Raw genomic sequence first — 17,271 nt, 5'->3', positions numbered from 1 at the left:
GGCATGGATGCGATGCCAAACGTCCCGATTGCGAAATTGACCTGACATTCCCGCAAAATCAGCGGCTTTTTTGCCGCATTTCTTTGATGTTAGAAGTCTATAGAGGGTAAGCCCTCACATTCGAAAAAACATATCGTTCGTTCCCAATGCTGCAGAAATTCCAACCGCGCCGCCTCGGCGTCTTCTCCGCCCTGTTCGATCTCGGTCGGTTCAGGGCATTGCTGCGCCGTGGCGAACTGGGACTTGTTTTCGCCGGCGCGCTGGTGGGAATAGCCTCCGGCTGTGCCGTAACGGCGATGAGCTTCATCTCCCGCAAACTTCACAGCCTCATCTACGGCATAACCGACTATGAGCGCCTGAGTTCGGCGGCGGTGGCGATTCCCGACAAATCGGTGTTGCTGATCGCGCCGATCGCGGGAGGCATTATCCTCGGTATCCTGCTCTATATATTATCGCGCACACGCAAGAAGCCGATGGTCGACCCGATCGAAGCCAATGCGCTGCACGGCGGTCGCATGTCGCTCACCGACAGTATCCTCGTCGCCGTGCAGAACCTGATCTCGAATGGATTCGGTGCCTCCGTTGGCCTCGAGGCAGGCTATACCCAGCTTGCCGCCGGCATCGCCTCGAAATTCGGCTACAAGATGCAGATGCGCCGCGCGGACCTGCGCATGCTCGTCGGCTGCGGCGCCGCCGGCGCGATTGCCGCCGCCTTCAATGCGCCGCTCACGGGCGCCTTCTACGCCTTCGAGCTGATCATCGGCACCTATTCGATCCTAACGCTGACGCCTGTCGTCGTCTCGGCATTGATATCGACGATGATCGCAAGGCTGCTGGCCGGTGACGACTTTGCCATCGATATCGGCCATATCGGATCGATCGCCCCCGCCGATTATCTGCCGGCAGTTCTGCTCGGCGCCTTCTGCGCCGGCGTCGGCGTCCTGATCATGCAGGGCGTCGCCTGGACCGAGGAGCTCGCACGCAAGAGTTCGATCGCGCCGCCCTTCCGCCCGGCGCTCGGCGGCCTTGTCGTCGGGAGCCTGGCGCTGATCTCCCCGCAGGTTTTGTCAGCGGGACACGGCGCCCTGCATCTCAACCTGTCGACGGACGTGACGTTCGGGGCCCTGGTGGGGCTGTTCCTCCTCAAATCGCTGGCCTCTGCTGTCTCGATCGGCTCAGGCTTCAGAGGTGGTCTATTCTTCGCATCTCTGTTCATGGGTGCGCTTCTCGGCAAAATCTTCGCCTATTGCGCCCCCTATTTCGATCACAATGCGCTGACGCCAGCCGTCTATGCCGTGGTCGGCATGAGTTCGCTGGCCGTCGCGATCATCGGCGGGCCGCTGACGATGACGTTTCTGGCGCTGGAAATTTCCGGCGACTTCCCGATTACCGCCCTCGTGCTGGCCGCCGTCATCACATCCTCGCTCGTGGTCCGCACCACCTTCGGCTATTCCTTCGCCACCTGGCGCTTCCATCTGCGCGGCGAAAGCATACGCAGCGCCCATGACGTCGGCTGGATCCGCAATCTCACGGTTGCCCGCATGATGCGCCCCGACGTGCATACAGCCAGCATTGACATGAGCATCGAGGAATTCCGCAAGAATTTCCCGATCGGCTCGGCCCAGCGCGTCATCCTGGTCGACAAGAACGACAAATATGCAGGAATGGTCCTCGTGCCCGACGTCTATGCGAGCCCGGTCGAAAAGGATGACGAGGAACACGGGCTTTCCGATTTCATCCAGCTGCGCAATGAATTCCTGCAGCCGCAGATGAACGCCAAGCAAGCGGCCGCCATGTTCGAGCAGACCAAGAGTGAAGCGCTCGTCGTCGTCAACGATCTGATCGAACGCAAGGTAATCGGCCTGCTGACAGAAAGCTATACGCTGCGCCGCTACAGCGAGGAGCTCGACCGCCGCCGCCGGGAAGTCTCGGGCGAACTCTGAAGCAGATCACCGACCTGAGTTTTATCGAACCAGGCTGTCGAGCCAGGCAGGGTCGAGCACGCTCTCCAATTCCCCGGCAACGTCGTCCAGCGCCGCATCGACGCTTGCTCGATAATCCGTGCGCTCACCGGCAAGGCCAAAGCTCGCGAGCAGCTTTGCTCGATAGGCATCGCTGCTAAAGAGCCCATGTAGATAGGTGCCCATGATGCGCCCGTCCGGCGATATGGCTCCATCGGGCCGGCCGTCAATGACAGTCGAGGGTCGTTCACAGTCCGCCCCACGCGTTACCCCGAGATGGATTTCATAGCCCGACAACGGCACGTCATATTCCCTGGAGACGGCCTTGCTGTTGCGCACCGTCTTTTCCGGCGCCATTTCCGTCTCGATATCCAGCAGGCCCAATCCAGGCGTCTCGGTAACCGATCCCTCGATGCCGAGCGGATCGTAAACGGTATGGCCGAGCATCTGATAGCCGCCGCAAATGCCGATGACGCGGCCGCCGCGACGCACATGTGCGGCAATGTCGCGGTCCCATCCCTGCTCGCGCAGATCGAGCAAGTCACCGATCGTGGACTTTGAACCCGGCAGAACCACAAGCCCCGCATCGGTAGGCAGATGCTCACCCGCCCGGACAAAGACGAGATCGACATCGGGCTCGGCCCGCAACGGATCGAGATCGTCGAAATTGGCAATGCGCGACAGCACGGGCACGGCGACCTTCAACGCGCCGGAGGAGCCGCGCGCCAGCCGCTCCAATACGACGGAATCCTCGGCCGGCAGGCGCGCGGCCGCTTTGAGCCATGGCACGACGCCATGGCATTGCCAGCCCGTGAAGCCGCCGATCGCCTCGATGCCCTCTCCGAACAGGGAGACGTCGCCGCGAAACTTATTGATGATGTAGCCGCGGATCATCCGGCGATCTTCTTCCGGCAGAATATGGTAGGTGCCGACCAGCGATGCGATCACGCCGCCGCGGTCGATGTCCCCTACGAGTACGACAGGAACGTTTGTCCGCGTCGCAAAGCCCATATTGGCGATATCGCCCCGTCGCAGATTGATCTCGGCGGGAGAACCGGCCCCCTCGACGATGACGAGATCGGTTCCGGCACGCATCGCGGCAAAACTTTCAAGCACCGCGCCAAGCAGCTGCGGCTTCAGCGCCTGATAATCCCGCCCCTTGGCATTCCCCCAGACCTTGCCCTGCACGATAATCTGGCTGCCCGTCTCCGATTGCGGCTTTAACAGCACCGGATTCATGTGAACGGATGACGGCACGCGCGCCGCCAGCGATTGCAGCCATTGAGCCCGGCCTATCTCGCCGCCATCCTCGGCAACGGCGGCATTGTTGGACATATTCTGCGGCTTGAACGGACGGACCCTCACGCCCCTGTTGGCGAACAGCCGGCACAACCCCGCGACCAATACCGTTTTTCCGACATCGGAGCCGGTTCCCTGCAGCATGATCGCCTTTGTCATTCCCCACCACCTCGATATGCTGCAGCCACTGGAAACGCGGAGTTTCGCCTTGATTTTGCCACTATGCTCAACGGCTGGAAGCAGCAGTCCAGATACAAAAATGCATCACTTCGAAATATGCTCTGTTTGCGACATTGGATGACGATTTCATCCGTTGTGAGTTACGCTGGAGAGGATTATCTCCGTCGCGAAAACAAACAACGAAATGGGCCGCCCCGGCTCGGAGGATACCCCAATGCTCTTCATCTTCAACAGACAGAATTCCATCCAGATCGCGTGGAATGGCAAGCTTCCAACCCACCGCCCGGAGAACCGCCTGCAGCAGCTCGACACCCGCTTCGGGACCGTCGGCTTCATCCGCACCTATAACGTCGGCTGATCTCCGGTCAAGCCACGGGCCTGCGCACATCAAGCCGCCATGCGACCGCATCGGCGGCTTTAATTTTGACTTGAAACGTGAGATCGCATCGCCAGGTGCCCCGAAACGGTACGGCTGAAACGCGAAAACCGCGCGATCCGGAGATCAACGCGGCTTGCCAAAAAACGCCGGCTTCCCTGCACATACACCGCAAGGTTCGCTTTCTCCGGGACGCGATACCTGATCCGAAGAAGCAGCGGTGTGTCCCCCGCCACGTCTCGATTGATAACCCGACATCGTTACCGTAGGGTTATTAAGTGCTTAAATTAGAGTGAATCTGAAATTTTTTCGAAAATTCTCTTCTTTGCATTGAGAAATCGCAAAGGCCGCAAATTGAACATAAAACGTCTTTCAGGGACGCGATATTTGAGCCCCATTTAACTCCGCACCCAAGGAAGCGCTTCATCGAAGCCTCACATTGCCTGTTTTGCAGCCATGAATAGCAGAAAACAGGCTAATTCAGATGCTTATATCAGCTTCTCCAAGAGACGCGATAACTCCGAATGGCCGGCAGGCTGTTGATTTATTCATTCAAATCCTTAGGCTGCCTTCTGTCGATGCAAGAAACATCCGGCCGCGACAAAGTTCCGCGGTCGCAAAAAGACCAGATGCACGACGGCAGCAAGGGGACCGTGCTCGCATCGTCAGCGGTGTAGGAACGGTTGCGGTAGGACCACGCTGACAGGGGATCGACAGAAATCGAAAGCGTTTGGGGTCGATTTCCGCCACGCAACGAAAAATTGGGAGACAATACCAAATGAAGAAGCTACTCGCTTCCGCCATCCTGGCATTCGGCGCCTATGCTTTGGCTGGCTCGGCGCAGGCTGCAGAATGCGGCAATGTATCGATCGCCGAAATGAACTGGGCATCCGCCGGCGTCGCAGCCCAGGTCGACAAGATCATTCTGCAAAACGGCTACGGCTGCAACGTGACGCTGGTGACCGGCGATACGCAGCCGACATTCACCTCAATGAACGAAAAGGGTGAGCCGGACGTCGCTCCGGAACTCTGGGTCAACGCCGTGCGCACTGCACTCGACAAGGCCGTATCCGAAGGCAGCCTGATCGAAGCAGCACCGCTCCTGAGCGATGGCGGTGTCGAAGGCTGGTGGATTCCGAAATTCGTCGCCGACGCCCACCCCGATATCAAGACCGTCCAGGACGCGCTGAAGCATCCGGAGCTCTTCCCTGCGCCGGAAGATGCTTCCAAGGCTGCGATCTACAATTGCCCGTCGGGCTGGAACTGCCAGATCTCCACAGCCAATCTCTACAAGGCGCTCGGTGCCGAAAAGCTCGGCTTCACGCTGGTCGATACCGGCTCCGCCGCGGGCCTCGACGGTTCGATCGCCAACGCTTTCGAAAAGAAGACCGGCTGGCTCGGCTACTATTGGGCTCCAACGGCCATCCTCGGCAAGTACGAGATGGTTCGCCTGAGCTTCAATGTGCCACACGACAAGAAGGAATGGGATGCCTGCACGTCGCAGCAGGATTGCGCCAACCCGAAGGTGAACTCCTATCCGGTTTCGGACGTCTATACCGTCGTAACCAAGTCCTTTGCCGAGAAGGCGGGCGTCGCCATGGATTACATGAAGACCCGCAAGTGGGATAACGGCACCGTCGGCAAGGTTCTCGCCTGGATGACCGACAATCAGGGTACCAACGAGGATGGCGCCAAGTACTTCCTCAAGACCTATCCGGACATGTGGACCAAGTGGGTCGCCCCGGAAGTCGCCACCAAGGTGAAGGCTTCGCTCTAATCGTGTCGTGGAATCGGCGGCTGGCCAGCGCCTGCCGCCGATTTCGTATTCGCCGGAATCGACAGCGGCGGCTCTCATTGCTGACGGGATGACACGCCGCAAGGTCGCAACGAGTGCAGATCAGAGAAGGCAAATACTGTAAGAATTGAAGGGCAGCCTGAAGAACCGGTCGCAGCGCTGCAATGCCATCTGCGCGTGAAAGCCACACGCCGGACCAGGACAGAACCGGACCAAGAAGGGGAAATACATGGCTATCCAGTGTACGATCCTGCCGAGTGTGCTCTGCAACTTTCCGGCAATAGATGAATCGCTCATACGTCTTGCGCGCAAGAATATCGATGACGGGTTTCGCGCATCCGTGCGCGCCTACGGCAACATCATCGATGCCGTCGTGCAGCCTCTGCAGTGGTTTCTGAATTATCTGGAATGGGCTTTTACCAATACGCCCTGGTTCATCGTGCTCGTCGTCATGATGCTCGTCGTCTATGCCGCAAGCCGTAACCTGAAGATCGTTTTAGGCACGGCGATCTCGATGATCCTCATCGGCGTCTTCGGCCTTTGGACCGACACGATGGTAACGCTTGCCATGGTGACGGTCTGTACGCTCATCGCCATCGTCATCGGCCTGCCGATCGGCATTCTGATGGCGCGCTCCGACCGGCTGCAGTCGATCGTCAATCCGACCCTCGACGTGATGCAGACCATGCCGAGCTTCGTTTATCTGATCCCCGTCGTCGTCATCTTCGGCATCGGCAAAGTCCCGGGTCTTATCGCCGTTGTCATCTATGCCGTCCCGCCGATGATCCGCCTGACCAATCTCGGCATCCGGCTCGTGGACAAGGAAGTTCTGGAAGCCGCCGACGCCTTCGGGTCGTCGCATCGCCAGAAACTGTTCAACGTGCAGATCCCACTGGCGCTGCCAACCATCATGGCAGGCATCAACCAGACCATCATGATGTCGCTCGCCATGGTCGTCGTCGCCTCCATGGTTGGGGTCGGGGGGCTTGGCAAGAACACGCTGCAGGCGATCAACAATCAGTTCTTCACTGTCGGGTTCCTCAACGGTTTCGCCCTGGTTGCCATCGCCATCATTTTCGACCGCACGAGCCAGGCCTATGGCAGACGGCTCCAGAAGCACTCGGAGGTCATTCATGGCTAGTCACGCGATACAGATAAAAAGCCTCTACAAGATCTTCGGCCCGCGCGGACGCGACTATGTCGACCAGGTCAAGAACGGCTTGGGCAAGGCAGAGCTCAACGAGACGCATGGCCATGTGCTCGGCCTGCAGGATATCAGCATCGACATGCCGGCCGGTGCCATCACCGTCGTCATGGGCCTTTCCGGCTCGGGCAAGTCGACGCTGATCCGTCATATCAACCGGCTGATCGAGCCGACCGTCGGCGAAGTGCTCTATGACGGCGTCGACGTCTGCAAGATGAACGAAAATGACCTGCGCGAATTCCGCCGCCACAAGACGGCGATGGTGTTCCAGAAATTCGCGCTGCTGCCACATCGCACGGTGATCGAGAACACGATCTACGGCCTGGATATCCAAGGTGTGCCGCGTTCTGAAAGCGAGAAGAAGGGCCAATACTGGATCGAGCGCGTCGGCCTCAAGGGCTTCGAGAGGCACTATCCGAACCAGCTTTCCGGCGGCATGCAGCAGCGTGTCGGGCTTGCCAGGGCATTGACGAACGATGCCGATATCCTGCTGATGGACGAAGCCTATTCGGCCCTCGATCCGTTGATCCGCGTGGATATGCAAACTGTTCTGCTCGATCTTCAGAAGGAATTGAAGAAAACCGTCGTCTTCATCACCCATGATCTCGACGAGGCGCTGCGCCTTGGCGACAAGATCGCGATCCTGCGCGACGGCAAGGTCGTGCAGCAGGGAACCGGTCAGCAAATCGTGCTGCAGCCGGCGGACGACTACATTACCGCCTTCGTCAAGGAAGTGAACCGCGGTCGCGTCATACAGGCCCAGACGATCATGAAGCCGCTTGGGGGCGAGTCCGTCACCACACGCGTGCCCGGCGATATGACCCTGGAACTCGCCGCCAAACAGATAACCGAAGCCGGCCAGACCGGAGCGCTCGTCACCGACGCCGGCGGAAAACCTGTCGGCATCATAGATCTGCAAAGCATCATCGCCGCCATGGTCACGCCCAAGACCCATGAGGCGGCCGAGATGGCGGCGGCCTGAACCAAAGCGCTGCAACGAAAGCGCCCTTCATGGGGCGCTTTTTTCTTGTCTGGTCGGCACATCGAGACAAGCGGACCATCTAGTCATTGTGTTCACATAAAGAAATGTTTATATCTGCATTTGATATCCAGATATTCGACGCATCCGAGGACAAACCATGACCGTCGCCATCAATCCCTTGACCGATCTTCTTGCTGAAAAGGGCGTGCTGCTTGCCGACGGCGCCACGGGCACCAATCTTTTTGCCATGGGCCTCGAGGCCGGCGAAGCCCCCGAACTCTGGAACGAACAGCATCCGGAGCGCATCACGAAGCTGCATCAGGATTTCGTCGATGCGGGCGCCGACATCATCCTGACCAACACCTTCGGCGGCACCCGCCATCGTCTCAAGCTGCACCATGCGCAGGATCGCGTCCACAGCCTCAACAAGACGGCGGCCGAGATCGCTCGTGCGGTTGCCGACAAGGCCGGCCGCAAGGTCATCGTCGGCGGTTCGGTGGGACCGACAGGAGAGCTGCTGATGCCGCTCGGCGCGTTGACCTATGAAGACGCCGTCGCGGCCTTCGTCGAGCAGATCGAAGGCCTCCAAGCCGGAGGCGCCGATGTCGCATGGATCGAAACCATGTCCTCGCCGGAAGAGATCCGCGCCGCAGCCGAAGCTGCCGCCAAGGTCGGCCTGCCCTATACCTATACCGGCTCGTTCGACACGGCCGGCAAGACCATGATGGGTCTGCATCCGAAGGATATTCACGCCGTCGCCACCGACATCGGCGAAGGCCCGCTCGCCGTCGGCGCCAATTGCGGCGTCGGCGCCTCGGATATCCTGTCAAGCCTTCTCGACATGACGGAAGCGGATGCCTCCGCGATCGTCATCGTCAAGGGCAATTGCGGTATTCCGGAATATCGCGGCGCCGAGATCCATTATTCCGGCACGCCGCCGCTGATGGCCGACTATGCACGCCTTGCCCGCGATGCCGGCGCCAGGATCATCGGCGGCTGCTGCGGCACCTCCTGCGGGCATCTCGCCGCCATGCGGCAAGCGCTGGACAGCTACGTACCCGGCCCTCGCCCGACGTTGGAAACGATCATCGAAAAGATCGGCCCCTTGCGCAACAAGACCGCCAGCGAAAGCGGCGCGGCCCCGGCTCGCGAACGCCGCCGGCGCGTTTAAAGAGCACATCGTTGCGCTGGGCTTTCAAGCCTGGCGCAAGCAACCTGTCGGGTAAGTGTCACCGGCCGAACGGATCAAGGCCGAAAAACCGCTTGTGCGGAGTGACACAAAGCGGGTTGCTTCCCATGACCTTCCTTGCTCGCAGTACTGTTGACGTTCATGCCTCCGCCGACGGCAGAATCTCTGTTCGCCCCGTCGCGGGCGCGAGCTCGGCTGCTCTCGGGGCATCGGTACCGCCCATAGGCTATCTCTCATCCAGTCAGCCTCGCCGTTCGCGTTTCGCTTTCGCCGCAAGCAAGTCGGATCGGAAATGCCGATGCGATCCTACGATCCGGGTTAATTCGCCCTCCGCCAATTGCCGACGAACACCGCAAACGATCACAGAAACGAGGGGCAAGCCTTGAATGACGTCCTGTTGCAGATGAGCTAGAGCGTTCCCCATGCGACGGCCTGCGTTGTCTTCCGCCCCGTTGGCGGGGTAGTGCAGTGGTAATGTCACCTCAATCCGATCGACGACAGTTTCGGACAAGTGTGGAGTGGCAAATTGGCCTTTGGAGGCTCTGATCCGGCACCGGCGAGCAAAGGATGTCGGGCGATCGGGCCTAATCCCATGGAGGATCGATAAGGCATGCTCAATTTTTCAGATGTGCGCGAGCAATCGGGTGGCTGGGAGATTCTCAACTTTCCGCGCATACCCGACAGCCGTGGGAATTTGACCTTTCTCGAAGGTAATCGCCACGCGCCGTTCGACATCAAGCGTGTCTATTACCTTTACGACGTTCCGGGCGGCGCCCATCGCGGCGGACATGCCCATAAACAGCTCCGTCAACTGATCATTGCCATATCCGGCAGCTTCGACGTCGTTCTGGATAACGGCTTCGAAAAGAAGCGGTTCTCGCTCAATCGCTCCTATTACGGCCTCTATGTTCCGGTGATGACATGGCGTGAGCTGGATAATTTCTCGTCAGGCTCCGTCTGCCTCGTTCTCGCCTCGGAACACTATGACGAGGCCGACTACTATCGCGATTATGAAGAGTTCGTGCAGGTGGTTAGGGGCGCATAATGAATACGGTTCCCTTTTTCGACCTGTCCGCGACACAGACGGACATTCAGACCGCGCTCGATGATGCTGCCAAGCGCGTCGTTTCCAGCGGCTGGTTCATCCTCGGCAAGGAACTGGAAGCTTTCGAGAACGAGTTTGCCTCCTATATCGGCACAAGGCATGCGATCGGCGTCGGCAACGGCCTCGATGCCCTGACGCTCACGCTGCGTGCCTGGAAGGAACAAGGGAAATTGAAGGATGGCGATGGCGTCATCGTACCGGCCAACACCTACATAGCGAGCGTGCTGGCGATCACGGAGAACAATCTTCGCCCTGTTCTCGTCGAACCCGATGAAGCCACTTACAATCTGTCTGCAGAAGGTATCGAAGCCGGCGTACTGCAAAATGCAAAGGCGGCGATGGCAGTCCATCTCTATGGTCAAGCCGCCGATATGCCCGCTATCGCGGCCTCTTGCCGGAAGCATGGACTTCTGCTCATTGAAGACAGCGCGCAGGCGCATGGCGCGGCGATCGGCGCCCGAAAGGTCGGAACCTTCGGCCATGCCGCGGGCTTCAGCTTTTATCCGACGAAGAATCTCGGCGCACTCGGCGACGGCGGTGCGATCACCACCGATGACGACGAACTCGCGGCTCTGCTGAAGGCGATACGCAATTACGGGTCGGAGCGAAAATACCATAACAGTCATCAAGGCCCGAACAGCCGCCTCGACGAGATACAGGCAGCGTTCCTGCGGGCGAAGCTGCCGCACCTAGACGAACAGAACGCACGCCGGCGCAAGATCGCCGAGCGCTATTGCAGAGATATCGTCAATCAGCATCTGCAGCTGCCCGTCGTTTCGGGCGATCCGGCAAGTCACGTCTGGCACCTCTTTGTGGTTCGCTGCAAGCAAAGGGATGCGTTGGCCGCTCACCTTGCCGAGCAGGACATTCAGACCGCGGTGCATTACCCGATACCGATCCATAAGCAGACCTGTTACCGGCATGTGATGAGCGATGTCAGCCTGCCGCTGACGGAGGCCATCCATCGCGACGTTCTCTCCCTGCCCATGAGTCCGGCGATGAATGCCGAGCAGGTCGAACGCGTCATCAATGCCGTCAACGCCTTCGCCGTATAACCAGCGAAGGGACCGGAAGGGAACCGGGTTCAATGGTTCCTGACGGCCGCCGCTTGCGAAAGCTTCCCGAACAAAAGGAAACGCCATGTTCATCAACATCAATAGTCTTGAGCAGGAGTTGAAGACGATGTTTGAGAGCAACGAGATCGAAAGCTTTCTGGCGATGCTGACGCAGATGTTCTTCGAGATGTTGAGCGATCCGCGGTTCAGGGGCCAGGCCCTTTTCGAGCCGATTTCCGATGGCTATCTGCAAAAACTGGCGCTATCGCTCTGCGACTATAATCTGGAAGGGCGCCACAAGAACGCCGTTCTGCACGTTGCAACGGAAGTATACGATACCGGCGGCCACACGCGCGTGCTGGAAGACATCGTCGCCAATTTGCCCGACAAGCGTCATGTCCTCGTCTTGACGGGCGGAGCCGCGGGGCGGCCGCCCCAACTCTCCAAACTCCTGCAGGAGCGCTTCGCGACCCTCGGCCTGTCGGTCATCTATTTGCATCGCCAAGCGCTCTTCGACCGGGTCAAAGAGCTGGTCGCGCTCATTCGCAATCTGGCGCCGCATACGATTTTCCTGAACGCCCATCATTTCGATAGCGTCGCCTACGGCGCAGTTTGCGGTTACAGCGCACCCCGAGTCCATTTCCTGCATCATGCGGATCACCAGCCGAGCCTTGGCGCCACCCGAACCGACTACGAGCATTTTGATCTGACGCCGGAATGCCACGGCGCTTGTCGCAAACATCTGAAGTTCGGTCCGAAAATGCTGCATATGAGCGCCGCCGATCATGGCATGGTCTGCGACGGGCCGACCGACGAAGCGACATCCCTGGTCTGCGTAACTTCTGGAAGCGCCCAAAAATTCCATGGCGAAGTCGGTTTCGGCTATCCGCAATTGGCCTCGGCCCTTCTCAAAGCCGGCGTCGACCGATTGCATCACATCGGCCCGTTCCCGGATGTGCTGCAGCAGCAGGTCCGCAATCAGCTAGCGATCGATGGCTCAGATCCCGGCAGGATTGTCTTCGAGGGTCCGGTTCCCTCACTTGTCACGCGTCTGAAGGAGATCGCGCCCGACTTCTATCTGGAATCTCATCCGGTCGGCGGCGGAAAAGCAAGAGTCGAAGCTCTTGCCCTCGGGCTGCCTATTCTCAGGGCGGAGCCGCCCGAGAAACTTCCGCTTTTTCGCTGGGTTGATGGCGAACTCGGCTCGGCGGCAATCATCTCGCACCTCGGCGACGTCCCGGCTGCCGTCGACAAAATCAGGACGACGGGCAAGGCCATGGGCGCGTCCAACAGAGAATTCTATCAGCAATTCCATGCGCCCGATGTCTTCCGGCAGAAACTGCTGAACATGACCGAACCGGTCCCGGCTGGTCTCTGATCCCGGGCAGCATTCCCCGAATGCTTGCTTTCGACAAAAGCCTCAAACGCCGAGTAGCGCCGCAAATGACGAATTTTGACTGGTTCGATAAACTGCAGTTGAAGACCATACAGCTGGTCCCCGCCCGGAGCGAGCATGCGGATTACATTTATTCGCTGCGCATCGATCCTCTCTACAATACCCATCTCTCCCCGCCTCCCGCCTCCGCCGAAGCGCAGCGCGCATGGATCGAGCGATATGTCCAACGCGAGCAGCAAGGCGAGGAGTTCTATTTTGTTATCGAGCGATTGGACAAAGTCGCATGCGGTACCGTGCGCCTCTATGATTTCCGCGGGCCCTCCTTCTGTTGGGGAAGCTGGATCTTGGATCACAATAAATCCCGCTATGCGGCGATTGAATCGGCCCTGTTGGTCTACCGCATCGGTTTTGAACACCTTGGCTTTGACGAAAGCCATTTTGACGTGAGACGGGAAAACAGGAAGGTCATCAGCTTTCACAAAAAGATGGGCGCCATCACCACTGAGATCGATGACGACAACGAATATATGCGCCTTCCCAAGGAAGTATTTTACGAAAAGCAAAGAGACATCATCGATTTTCTTGGCAGAAGCGCAGATTAAGCGCAGCGGGATGTCTGCCGCCCACCGTCGAGCAAGCTGCCTCGCATCGATGATGTCCTGGGCACGATTGACGGCTGTTCGACCGCGATCATAGACACGATGCTTGTAGCCGGTGAATGCAGTGAAGCTGTTGAGATGGGCCCAGACCAGTTCGTTCGGCTTATGAAAGAGATGCGTGCCGTAGCGGTGAACCTCGATACCGGTCTCTGTCGAACTCGCTATAGGCGTTGCCGCCGATATGGCTTCGCCGATCGATCAGAAGCACGTTCTTCTGCAAGCTCGTTGGCCACCCGCTCCGCGATCGTCGCGCCATAAAAGCCGGCGCCAACCACAAGCAAGTCAAACATCGGCGAAATTGATCATGATCGCAAGACCAACCTTCTTGCCGCCAACTTTCGATCAGACCTGCCCGAATACACTGAAGACCTCCAGTTCGAACTTTGTCTCTTCGACGGCAATAGAGCGCCGGTAGACGCCGAAATCCTCGAACCTCTCCGGGAAATTCTGGATCACGTCACCGATCGCCCTTGAAATCTCGTGCATTCTTTGGAGATGGTTGCCGAACTTGTATTTGGCCGGAATGGGCAAATCCTCGAAATTGTTGGCCGAACCGTTCCGACCGGTGATCACGCAGCATCCGAGGAGCGCCGCTTCACGCGGCATGCGATCCTTGCCGGCATGCGGACCGAAGTCGACATAGAGCTTCGCCTGCGCCATGTTTTGGTGGACTTCCGTCGGCGACATGTTGCTCAGGATCTTGAATTCATATTGCGGAGACATGATCGCCAGTTGGCGCTCGAAAGCCTCGGCCTTGTCGTTGAACAGAACCAGATCGCGCCGCTGCTGAAGCGGCTGTGGCGCCACGTTGTTTGCCAGTGTCGTAAAATCCGAGATCCGCAAGACATCGCTGAAGCCCAAAACACTGAGCTGTGCCGTGGCATAAGCGGATTGCGACAACATCTTGCAGTCGTTCGCCAGAAGGAACTGCACGCCGCCCAACGGCATCAGATGTCCCATGCCGTAATCGAAACTCAACCACCAAAAGGCCTTAACCGCCTTCTTGAAGAGCGGAATCAGATGCGGCCATATCTCCGGAAATACCACGATCGCGTCTTCGTTGTCGATGATATAGTCCGAGCTTTCGGTCGCGTAGGCCCGATATTGCGGATGGATGGCATTCTCGTATTCCCGAAATACCATCGCTGTTTCCCCCTTAGGGGACGGCATCAGCGAGTGATCGGAACCGTTGGTATAGACCATTCTGGCGTTGCGCCCGATTTTGGTCAGCCTCGCGCAGAGCTGGTGAAGGGCTTCCGGGCCGCCCGTCATATGATTGGGTGGGCAGAGGATGTAGATCGTTTCATTTCCAGTCATAGTCGCAGTCCGCCTTCACATGTCGTTTGCCGATTCACCCGCCACAGGCGCCCGGTTCGCCGCCAAAATGCTCTAAAAAAACCTAGCCGCCCCTCGTCATCAAAGCGGAAAGGATGGCCGCCTGCTGGCGCTCGCACATGAGGCCGAAGCCGCGGCCCCCGATTGCCGACCGTCTCTCGTCGTCGCGAACGAGTTCGATGCAGGTTTCGACAAGCCGATCATAGTTGCAAAACGCCATTCCCTTGGCAAAAGCGGCCACTTCCGGGTCATGGATATTGCCCTCGCTGACGACACAGGCGCCATTGGCAAGCAGGAAGGAAACGCGGCAAATCTCGAAGATCGCGGCGTCGAAATGATGCACGTTGAGGACGATTTTGGAGCGCCCGATGAAGGCGTCGCGCTCGGTGCCGTAGACACCGAACAGGTGAACGAGGTTCAGCCCGCTTGCTTGCAGCGCCACAAGCACATTCTTGCGGCGTTCGTTGATCGAGCCGTAAAAGAGAACGTCGATATCCTTCACCGGCGCTTGCGGCACACGCGTCAGGTGCCTGTTGTATCCTACATCGAGAATTTCAGCGGGAACGCCGAACCTGGCCAGTCCCTGGCGATTGCGCTCGCTGTAATCGAGCACGGCGAATTTCTTGAGCAATCCGAGATAGCGATGATTGATCCAACTGCTTTCAGCCGAGACCTGCTCCATATTCACGATGATGCTCTCGGGCGGCAGCCATTGCGCTGCGACCGACGGCAGCAAATTTGCGCCGTAAACGATCGGCACCCGTCCGTTCCACTCTCGCGGATCGGTAACCAGAGGCGCGCTGCCGCCGAGTTCGGCAAAGGCGTAGTGGAGACCAAGGGCAACATCCTCGAAAGCGCGGCTGTGCACGTAGCCCTCTGGGCTGACGATCCAAATGCAGTGCCGATCCTTGTGATGCTCCCAACCGAAAGGAAAGGCTGGCAGGGCGTGTTCCGCGCCATGCGATGCGACAGTCTGCTTCTCCGCTTGCGCGTACATGTTGATCCTTCTCGAAGACTCGCTGGAACCCCTCGCTTGGAAACTGCGCGATGGGCCTTGCTCAAACCTTGCGAGGCCGAGAGCCGATGGAGAGCTTCGGGAAGGCATTCTTGCCTGTGTATGGAAGCTGCCCTAGCCTGGCAGCATTTGTGTTACCGCAATGATCGGACCGAGCGGAAACAGGCTGTCGCGCCTTTGCCATTCCGGTATGTCGATGCTGGAAATGCTGCCGTCGAGAAACAGCGCATTCGGACATTGCAGATCATCGCGGAACAGCGTCGCAAAATCGTGGAAGCGCACCGGGCCGTCGGAAATCGCAAACACGACGAGCCCATCGGCGGTGACGCCGACGCCGTTTCTCGTCTTGAGACTGGTGCTATCGGCCAGAAATGACGGATGAAGCTTGCCGTCGATGACGAGCATCGGGCCGGACTGAGTCGCATAGAACGGCTTTGTACCGGAAGCAGCGAAGGTCTTGCTTTCCACGACCCCGGCCTTGCCTCTATCGACATAGAAAACCCCGTTCGGCAAGAGATGGAAATTGCCCCAGCCCCTATTGGTGTTGATCGCCTTTACCTCGCGCCCGTTTTCGATGAAGAGACCAACAGGAGATTGATCATCGAGATACATGCCGCCATTCATGGCAAAGCGCACATAGACGCGATCCTGGCGCAGATCTATCTCCAGTGCCCGGAACGAGCCGTAAGGCTTGCCGTTGTGATCATTTTGGAAAATCTGGATGTCGTAACGGGCGGGATCGAAGGTGCAAACCGTGTAGCTGTCGCCGAGATGCTCAACCTTCCGGCAATCTTCGCCAGCCGAGGCGGTGGCGGCGAAGGCAAGAACGGCAAGGATGAGCATCAAACGAATCAAGCGCATAGCTCCGCACCAATAGCACAGGCCCTGGAATGCACCGCAATGCGGCGAAACGAGGAACCCGCGAGGCTAAAGCTGAAGTGCCGCCATATGGAATGCAAGCTGTTCGGCGGGATATCGATAGGTTGCACCGACAGGGCAGATGTTGCGTGCGAGGCAGCCGCCGACCATGCAGCCGGCCTGCCCCTCCTGCGTGCGCAAATGCGAGCGACAGGCCTGAACATCGAAACCGGTCGTGGTAATGGCCTCGACGGGACAGGCGGTGAGGCAAGGCTTCTCCACGCATGACGCGCATGGATGCGGAGAAGACGCTGTCGTCCGAGCCGCCTTTAAATCCTCGGCAAATCCCAGGGCACCACGATATCCATGCCATAGGCCGTATTCCGGATGGATCAATATGCCGAGCGGCGACGGCTGCAATCCCTCGGCCTGCATCGCCCAGCGCTGGAACGGCTGCCACGGGGGATCCGAAGGAAAATAAGCCGTGGCCCCCAATGTCTTTGCGACCGGACGGATGATCTCTTTCGACCAATCGTCGAGAGGATCGATGCGTGTCCCGTTGCCGGGCATATCTCGCCAAGCCGAAAATGCCGGCCAGATCGAGCCGCCGATATTGCCCAGCAGCGCGACGCTGCGCACGGGCGTGCCATTGGTCAGCAACGGTCCTTCGCCTTCATTGAAGGACACAACGCCTCGAACGAAAACTCCGTGGACGCCGAGCGCCGCACGGAGCTGTTCGAGTATGACAGGGCCGCGGCTCACCGTGGCCCCTTATATTGATAGTGCGGCCGCCAGACTTCCTTCTGGATCAGGTCGGCAACGCGTATGGCACCGCCTTGCTCCCTGGCGGCCTCGGGCTCTC

Annotated in this window: 15 protein-coding genes; 10 read left to right on the top strand and 5 right to left on the bottom strand. The window is 58.8% G+C overall.

What is annotated here, in order from left to right:
* The first annotated feature begins 146 nt into the window (after positions 1-146).
* Entirely contained in the window at positions 147-1,943 is a 1,797-nt protein-coding gene (locus DQ393_RS22730; RefSeq protein ID WP_112343972.1) for a chloride channel protein, read from the top strand.
* 21 nt (positions 1,944-1,964) lie between these two features.
* Here DQ393_RS22730 and DQ393_RS22725 read toward each other — a convergent pair whose 3' ends face one another.
* Entirely contained in the window at positions 1,965-3,419 is a 1,455-nt protein-coding gene (locus DQ393_RS22725; RefSeq protein WP_112343971.1) for a cobyric acid synthase, read from the bottom strand.
* 235 nt (positions 3,420-3,654) lie between these two features.
* On the opposite strand from DQ393_RS22725, the gene DQ393_RS33520 reads away from it, so the two are divergent.
* The 9 genes from DQ393_RS33520 (at position 3,655) to DQ393_RS22685 (ending at position 13,144) form a co-directional block, all read left to right on the top strand.
* Positions 3,655-3,798 carry a hypothetical protein gene (locus DQ393_RS33520; RefSeq protein ID WP_169645061.1) on the top strand — a complete coding sequence of 48 codons (144 nt, stop codon included), beginning with the start codon at positions 3,655-3,657 and terminating at the stop codon, positions 3,796-3,798.
* 796 nt (positions 3,799-4,594) lie between these two features.
* On the top strand, positions 4,595-5,593 hold the full coding sequence (locus tag DQ393_RS22720; protein WP_112343970.1) for an ABC transporter substrate-binding protein: 999 nt from the start codon (positions 4,595-4,597) through the stop codon (positions 5,591-5,593).
* A gap of 247 nt (positions 5,594-5,840) precedes the next feature.
* On the top strand, positions 5,841-6,752 hold the full coding sequence (locus DQ393_RS22715) for an ABC transporter permease (protein ID WP_112343969.1): 912 nt from the start codon (positions 5,841-5,843) through the stop codon (positions 6,750-6,752).
* Positions 6,745-7,797: a quaternary amine ABC transporter ATP-binding protein gene (locus DQ393_RS22710; RefSeq protein ID WP_112343968.1), complete on the top strand. Its 1,053-nt coding sequence runs from the start codon at positions 6,745-6,747 to the stop codon at positions 7,795-7,797. Before DQ393_RS22715 ends, DQ393_RS22710 begins: the two co-directional genes overlap by 8 nt.
* Before the next feature lie 157 nt (positions 7,798-7,954).
* Positions 7,955-8,968, top strand: coding sequence for a betaine--homocysteine S-methyltransferase (bmt, locus tag DQ393_RS22705; RefSeq protein ID WP_112343967.1), 1,014 nt, complete (start codon positions 7,955-7,957; stop codon positions 8,966-8,968).
* Positions 8,969-9,596: 628 nt separating this feature from the next.
* Positions 9,597-10,031 (top strand): sugar 3,4-ketoisomerase, encoded by a 435-nt coding sequence (locus tag DQ393_RS22700; RefSeq protein ID WP_112343966.1) that lies wholly within the window; start codon positions 9,597-9,599, stop codon positions 10,029-10,031.
* On the top strand, positions 10,031-11,146 hold the full coding sequence (locus DQ393_RS22695; RefSeq protein ID WP_112343965.1) for a DegT/DnrJ/EryC1/StrS family aminotransferase: 1,116 nt from the start codon (positions 10,031-10,033) through the stop codon (positions 11,144-11,146). Before DQ393_RS22700 ends, DQ393_RS22695 begins: the two co-directional genes overlap by 1 nt.
* Before the next feature lie 85 nt (positions 11,147-11,231).
* A complete protein-coding gene (locus tag DQ393_RS22690) occupies positions 11,232-12,524 on the top strand; it encodes a hypothetical protein (RefSeq protein WP_112343964.1) in 1,293 nt (430 codons plus the stop codon).
* A 20-nt stretch (positions 12,525-12,544) separates the two neighbouring features.
* Positions 12,545-13,144, top strand: coding sequence for a GNAT family N-acetyltransferase (locus DQ393_RS22685; protein ID WP_210209435.1), 600 nt, complete (start codon positions 12,545-12,547; stop codon positions 13,142-13,144).
* Positions 13,145-13,543: 399 nt separating this feature from the next.
* Here the strand turns inward: DQ393_RS22685 and DQ393_RS22675 are convergent, their stop codons facing one another.
* The 4 genes from DQ393_RS22675 to DQ393_RS22660 form a co-directional block, all read right to left on the bottom strand.
* Positions 13,544-14,518, bottom strand: a complete 975-nt coding sequence (locus DQ393_RS22675; protein ID WP_145644372.1) for a hypothetical protein — start codon at positions 14,516-14,518, stop codon at positions 13,544-13,546.
* 82 nt (positions 14,519-14,600) lie between these two features.
* Positions 14,601-15,533 carry a hypothetical protein gene (locus tag DQ393_RS22670; protein ID WP_112343962.1) on the bottom strand — a complete coding sequence of 311 codons (933 nt, stop codon included), beginning with the start codon at positions 15,531-15,533 and terminating at the stop codon, positions 14,601-14,603.
* A gap of 132 nt (positions 15,534-15,665) precedes the next feature.
* Complete coding sequence (locus DQ393_RS22665) at positions 15,666-16,412, bottom strand: phosphodiester glycosidase family protein (RefSeq protein ID WP_432422020.1); 747 nt, start codon at positions 16,410-16,412, stop codon at positions 15,666-15,668.
* Between the two features lie 66 nt (positions 16,413-16,478).
* A complete protein-coding gene (locus DQ393_RS22660) occupies positions 16,479-17,171 on the bottom strand; it encodes a 4Fe-4S dicluster domain-containing protein (protein WP_112343961.1) in 693 nt (230 codons plus the stop codon).
* Positions 17,172-17,271 lie beyond the last annotated feature (100 nt).

The organism is Martinezella tropici, from assembly GCF_003287875.1.
Taxonomy (GTDB): domain Bacteria; phylum Pseudomonadota; class Alphaproteobacteria; order Rhizobiales; family Rhizobiaceae; genus Rhizobium; species Rhizobium tropici_C.
Note: the sequence above shows the minus strand (reverse complement) of the source record. Positions and strands in the feature narration are given on the sequence as shown.

What these genes read in the sequence shown, in the direction of transcription:
- DQ393_RS22730 (WP_112343972.1), top strand. Translation starts at nt 147, where the DNA reads ATGCTGCAGAAATTCCAACCGCGCCGCCTCGGCGTCTTCTCCGCCCTG.
- DQ393_RS22725 (WP_112343971.1), bottom strand. Translation starts at nt 3,419, where the DNA reads ATGACAAAGGCGATCATGCTGCAGGGAACCGGCTCCGATGTCGGAAAA.
- DQ393_RS33520 (WP_169645061.1), top strand. Translation starts at nt 3,655, where the DNA reads ATGCTCTTCATCTTCAACAGACAGAATTCCATCCAGATCGCGTGGAAT.
- DQ393_RS22720 (WP_112343970.1), top strand. Translation starts at nt 4,595, where the DNA reads ATGAAGAAGCTACTCGCTTCCGCCATCCTGGCATTCGGCGCCTATGCT.
- DQ393_RS22715 (WP_112343969.1), top strand. Translation starts at nt 5,841, where the DNA reads ATGGCTATCCAGTGTACGATCCTGCCGAGTGTGCTCTGCAACTTTCCG.
- DQ393_RS22710 (WP_112343968.1), top strand. Translation starts at nt 6,745, where the DNA reads ATGGCTAGTCACGCGATACAGATAAAAAGCCTCTACAAGATCTTCGGC.
- bmt (WP_112343967.1), top strand. Translation starts at nt 7,955, where the DNA reads ATGACCGTCGCCATCAATCCCTTGACCGATCTTCTTGCTGAAAAGGGC.
- DQ393_RS22700 (WP_112343966.1), top strand. Translation starts at nt 9,597, where the DNA reads ATGCTCAATTTTTCAGATGTGCGCGAGCAATCGGGTGGCTGGGAGATT.
- DQ393_RS22695 (WP_112343965.1), top strand. Translation starts at nt 10,031, where the DNA reads ATGAATACGGTTCCCTTTTTCGACCTGTCCGCGACACAGACGGACATT.
- DQ393_RS22690 (WP_112343964.1), top strand. Translation starts at nt 11,232, where the DNA reads ATGTTCATCAACATCAATAGTCTTGAGCAGGAGTTGAAGACGATGTTT.
- DQ393_RS22685 (WP_210209435.1), top strand. Translation starts at nt 12,545, where the DNA reads ATGCTTGCTTTCGACAAAAGCCTCAAACGCCGAGTAGCGCCGCAAATG.
- DQ393_RS22675 (WP_145644372.1), bottom strand. Translation starts at nt 14,518, where the DNA reads ATGACTGGAAATGAAACGATCTACATCCTCTGCCCACCCAATCATATG.
- DQ393_RS22670 (WP_112343962.1), bottom strand. Translation starts at nt 15,533, where the DNA reads ATGTACGCGCAAGCGGAGAAGCAGACTGTCGCATCGCATGGCGCGGAA.
- DQ393_RS22665 (WP_432422020.1), bottom strand. Translation starts at nt 16,412, where the DNA reads ATGCGCTTGATTCGTTTGATGCTCATCCTTGCCGTTCTTGCCTTCGCC.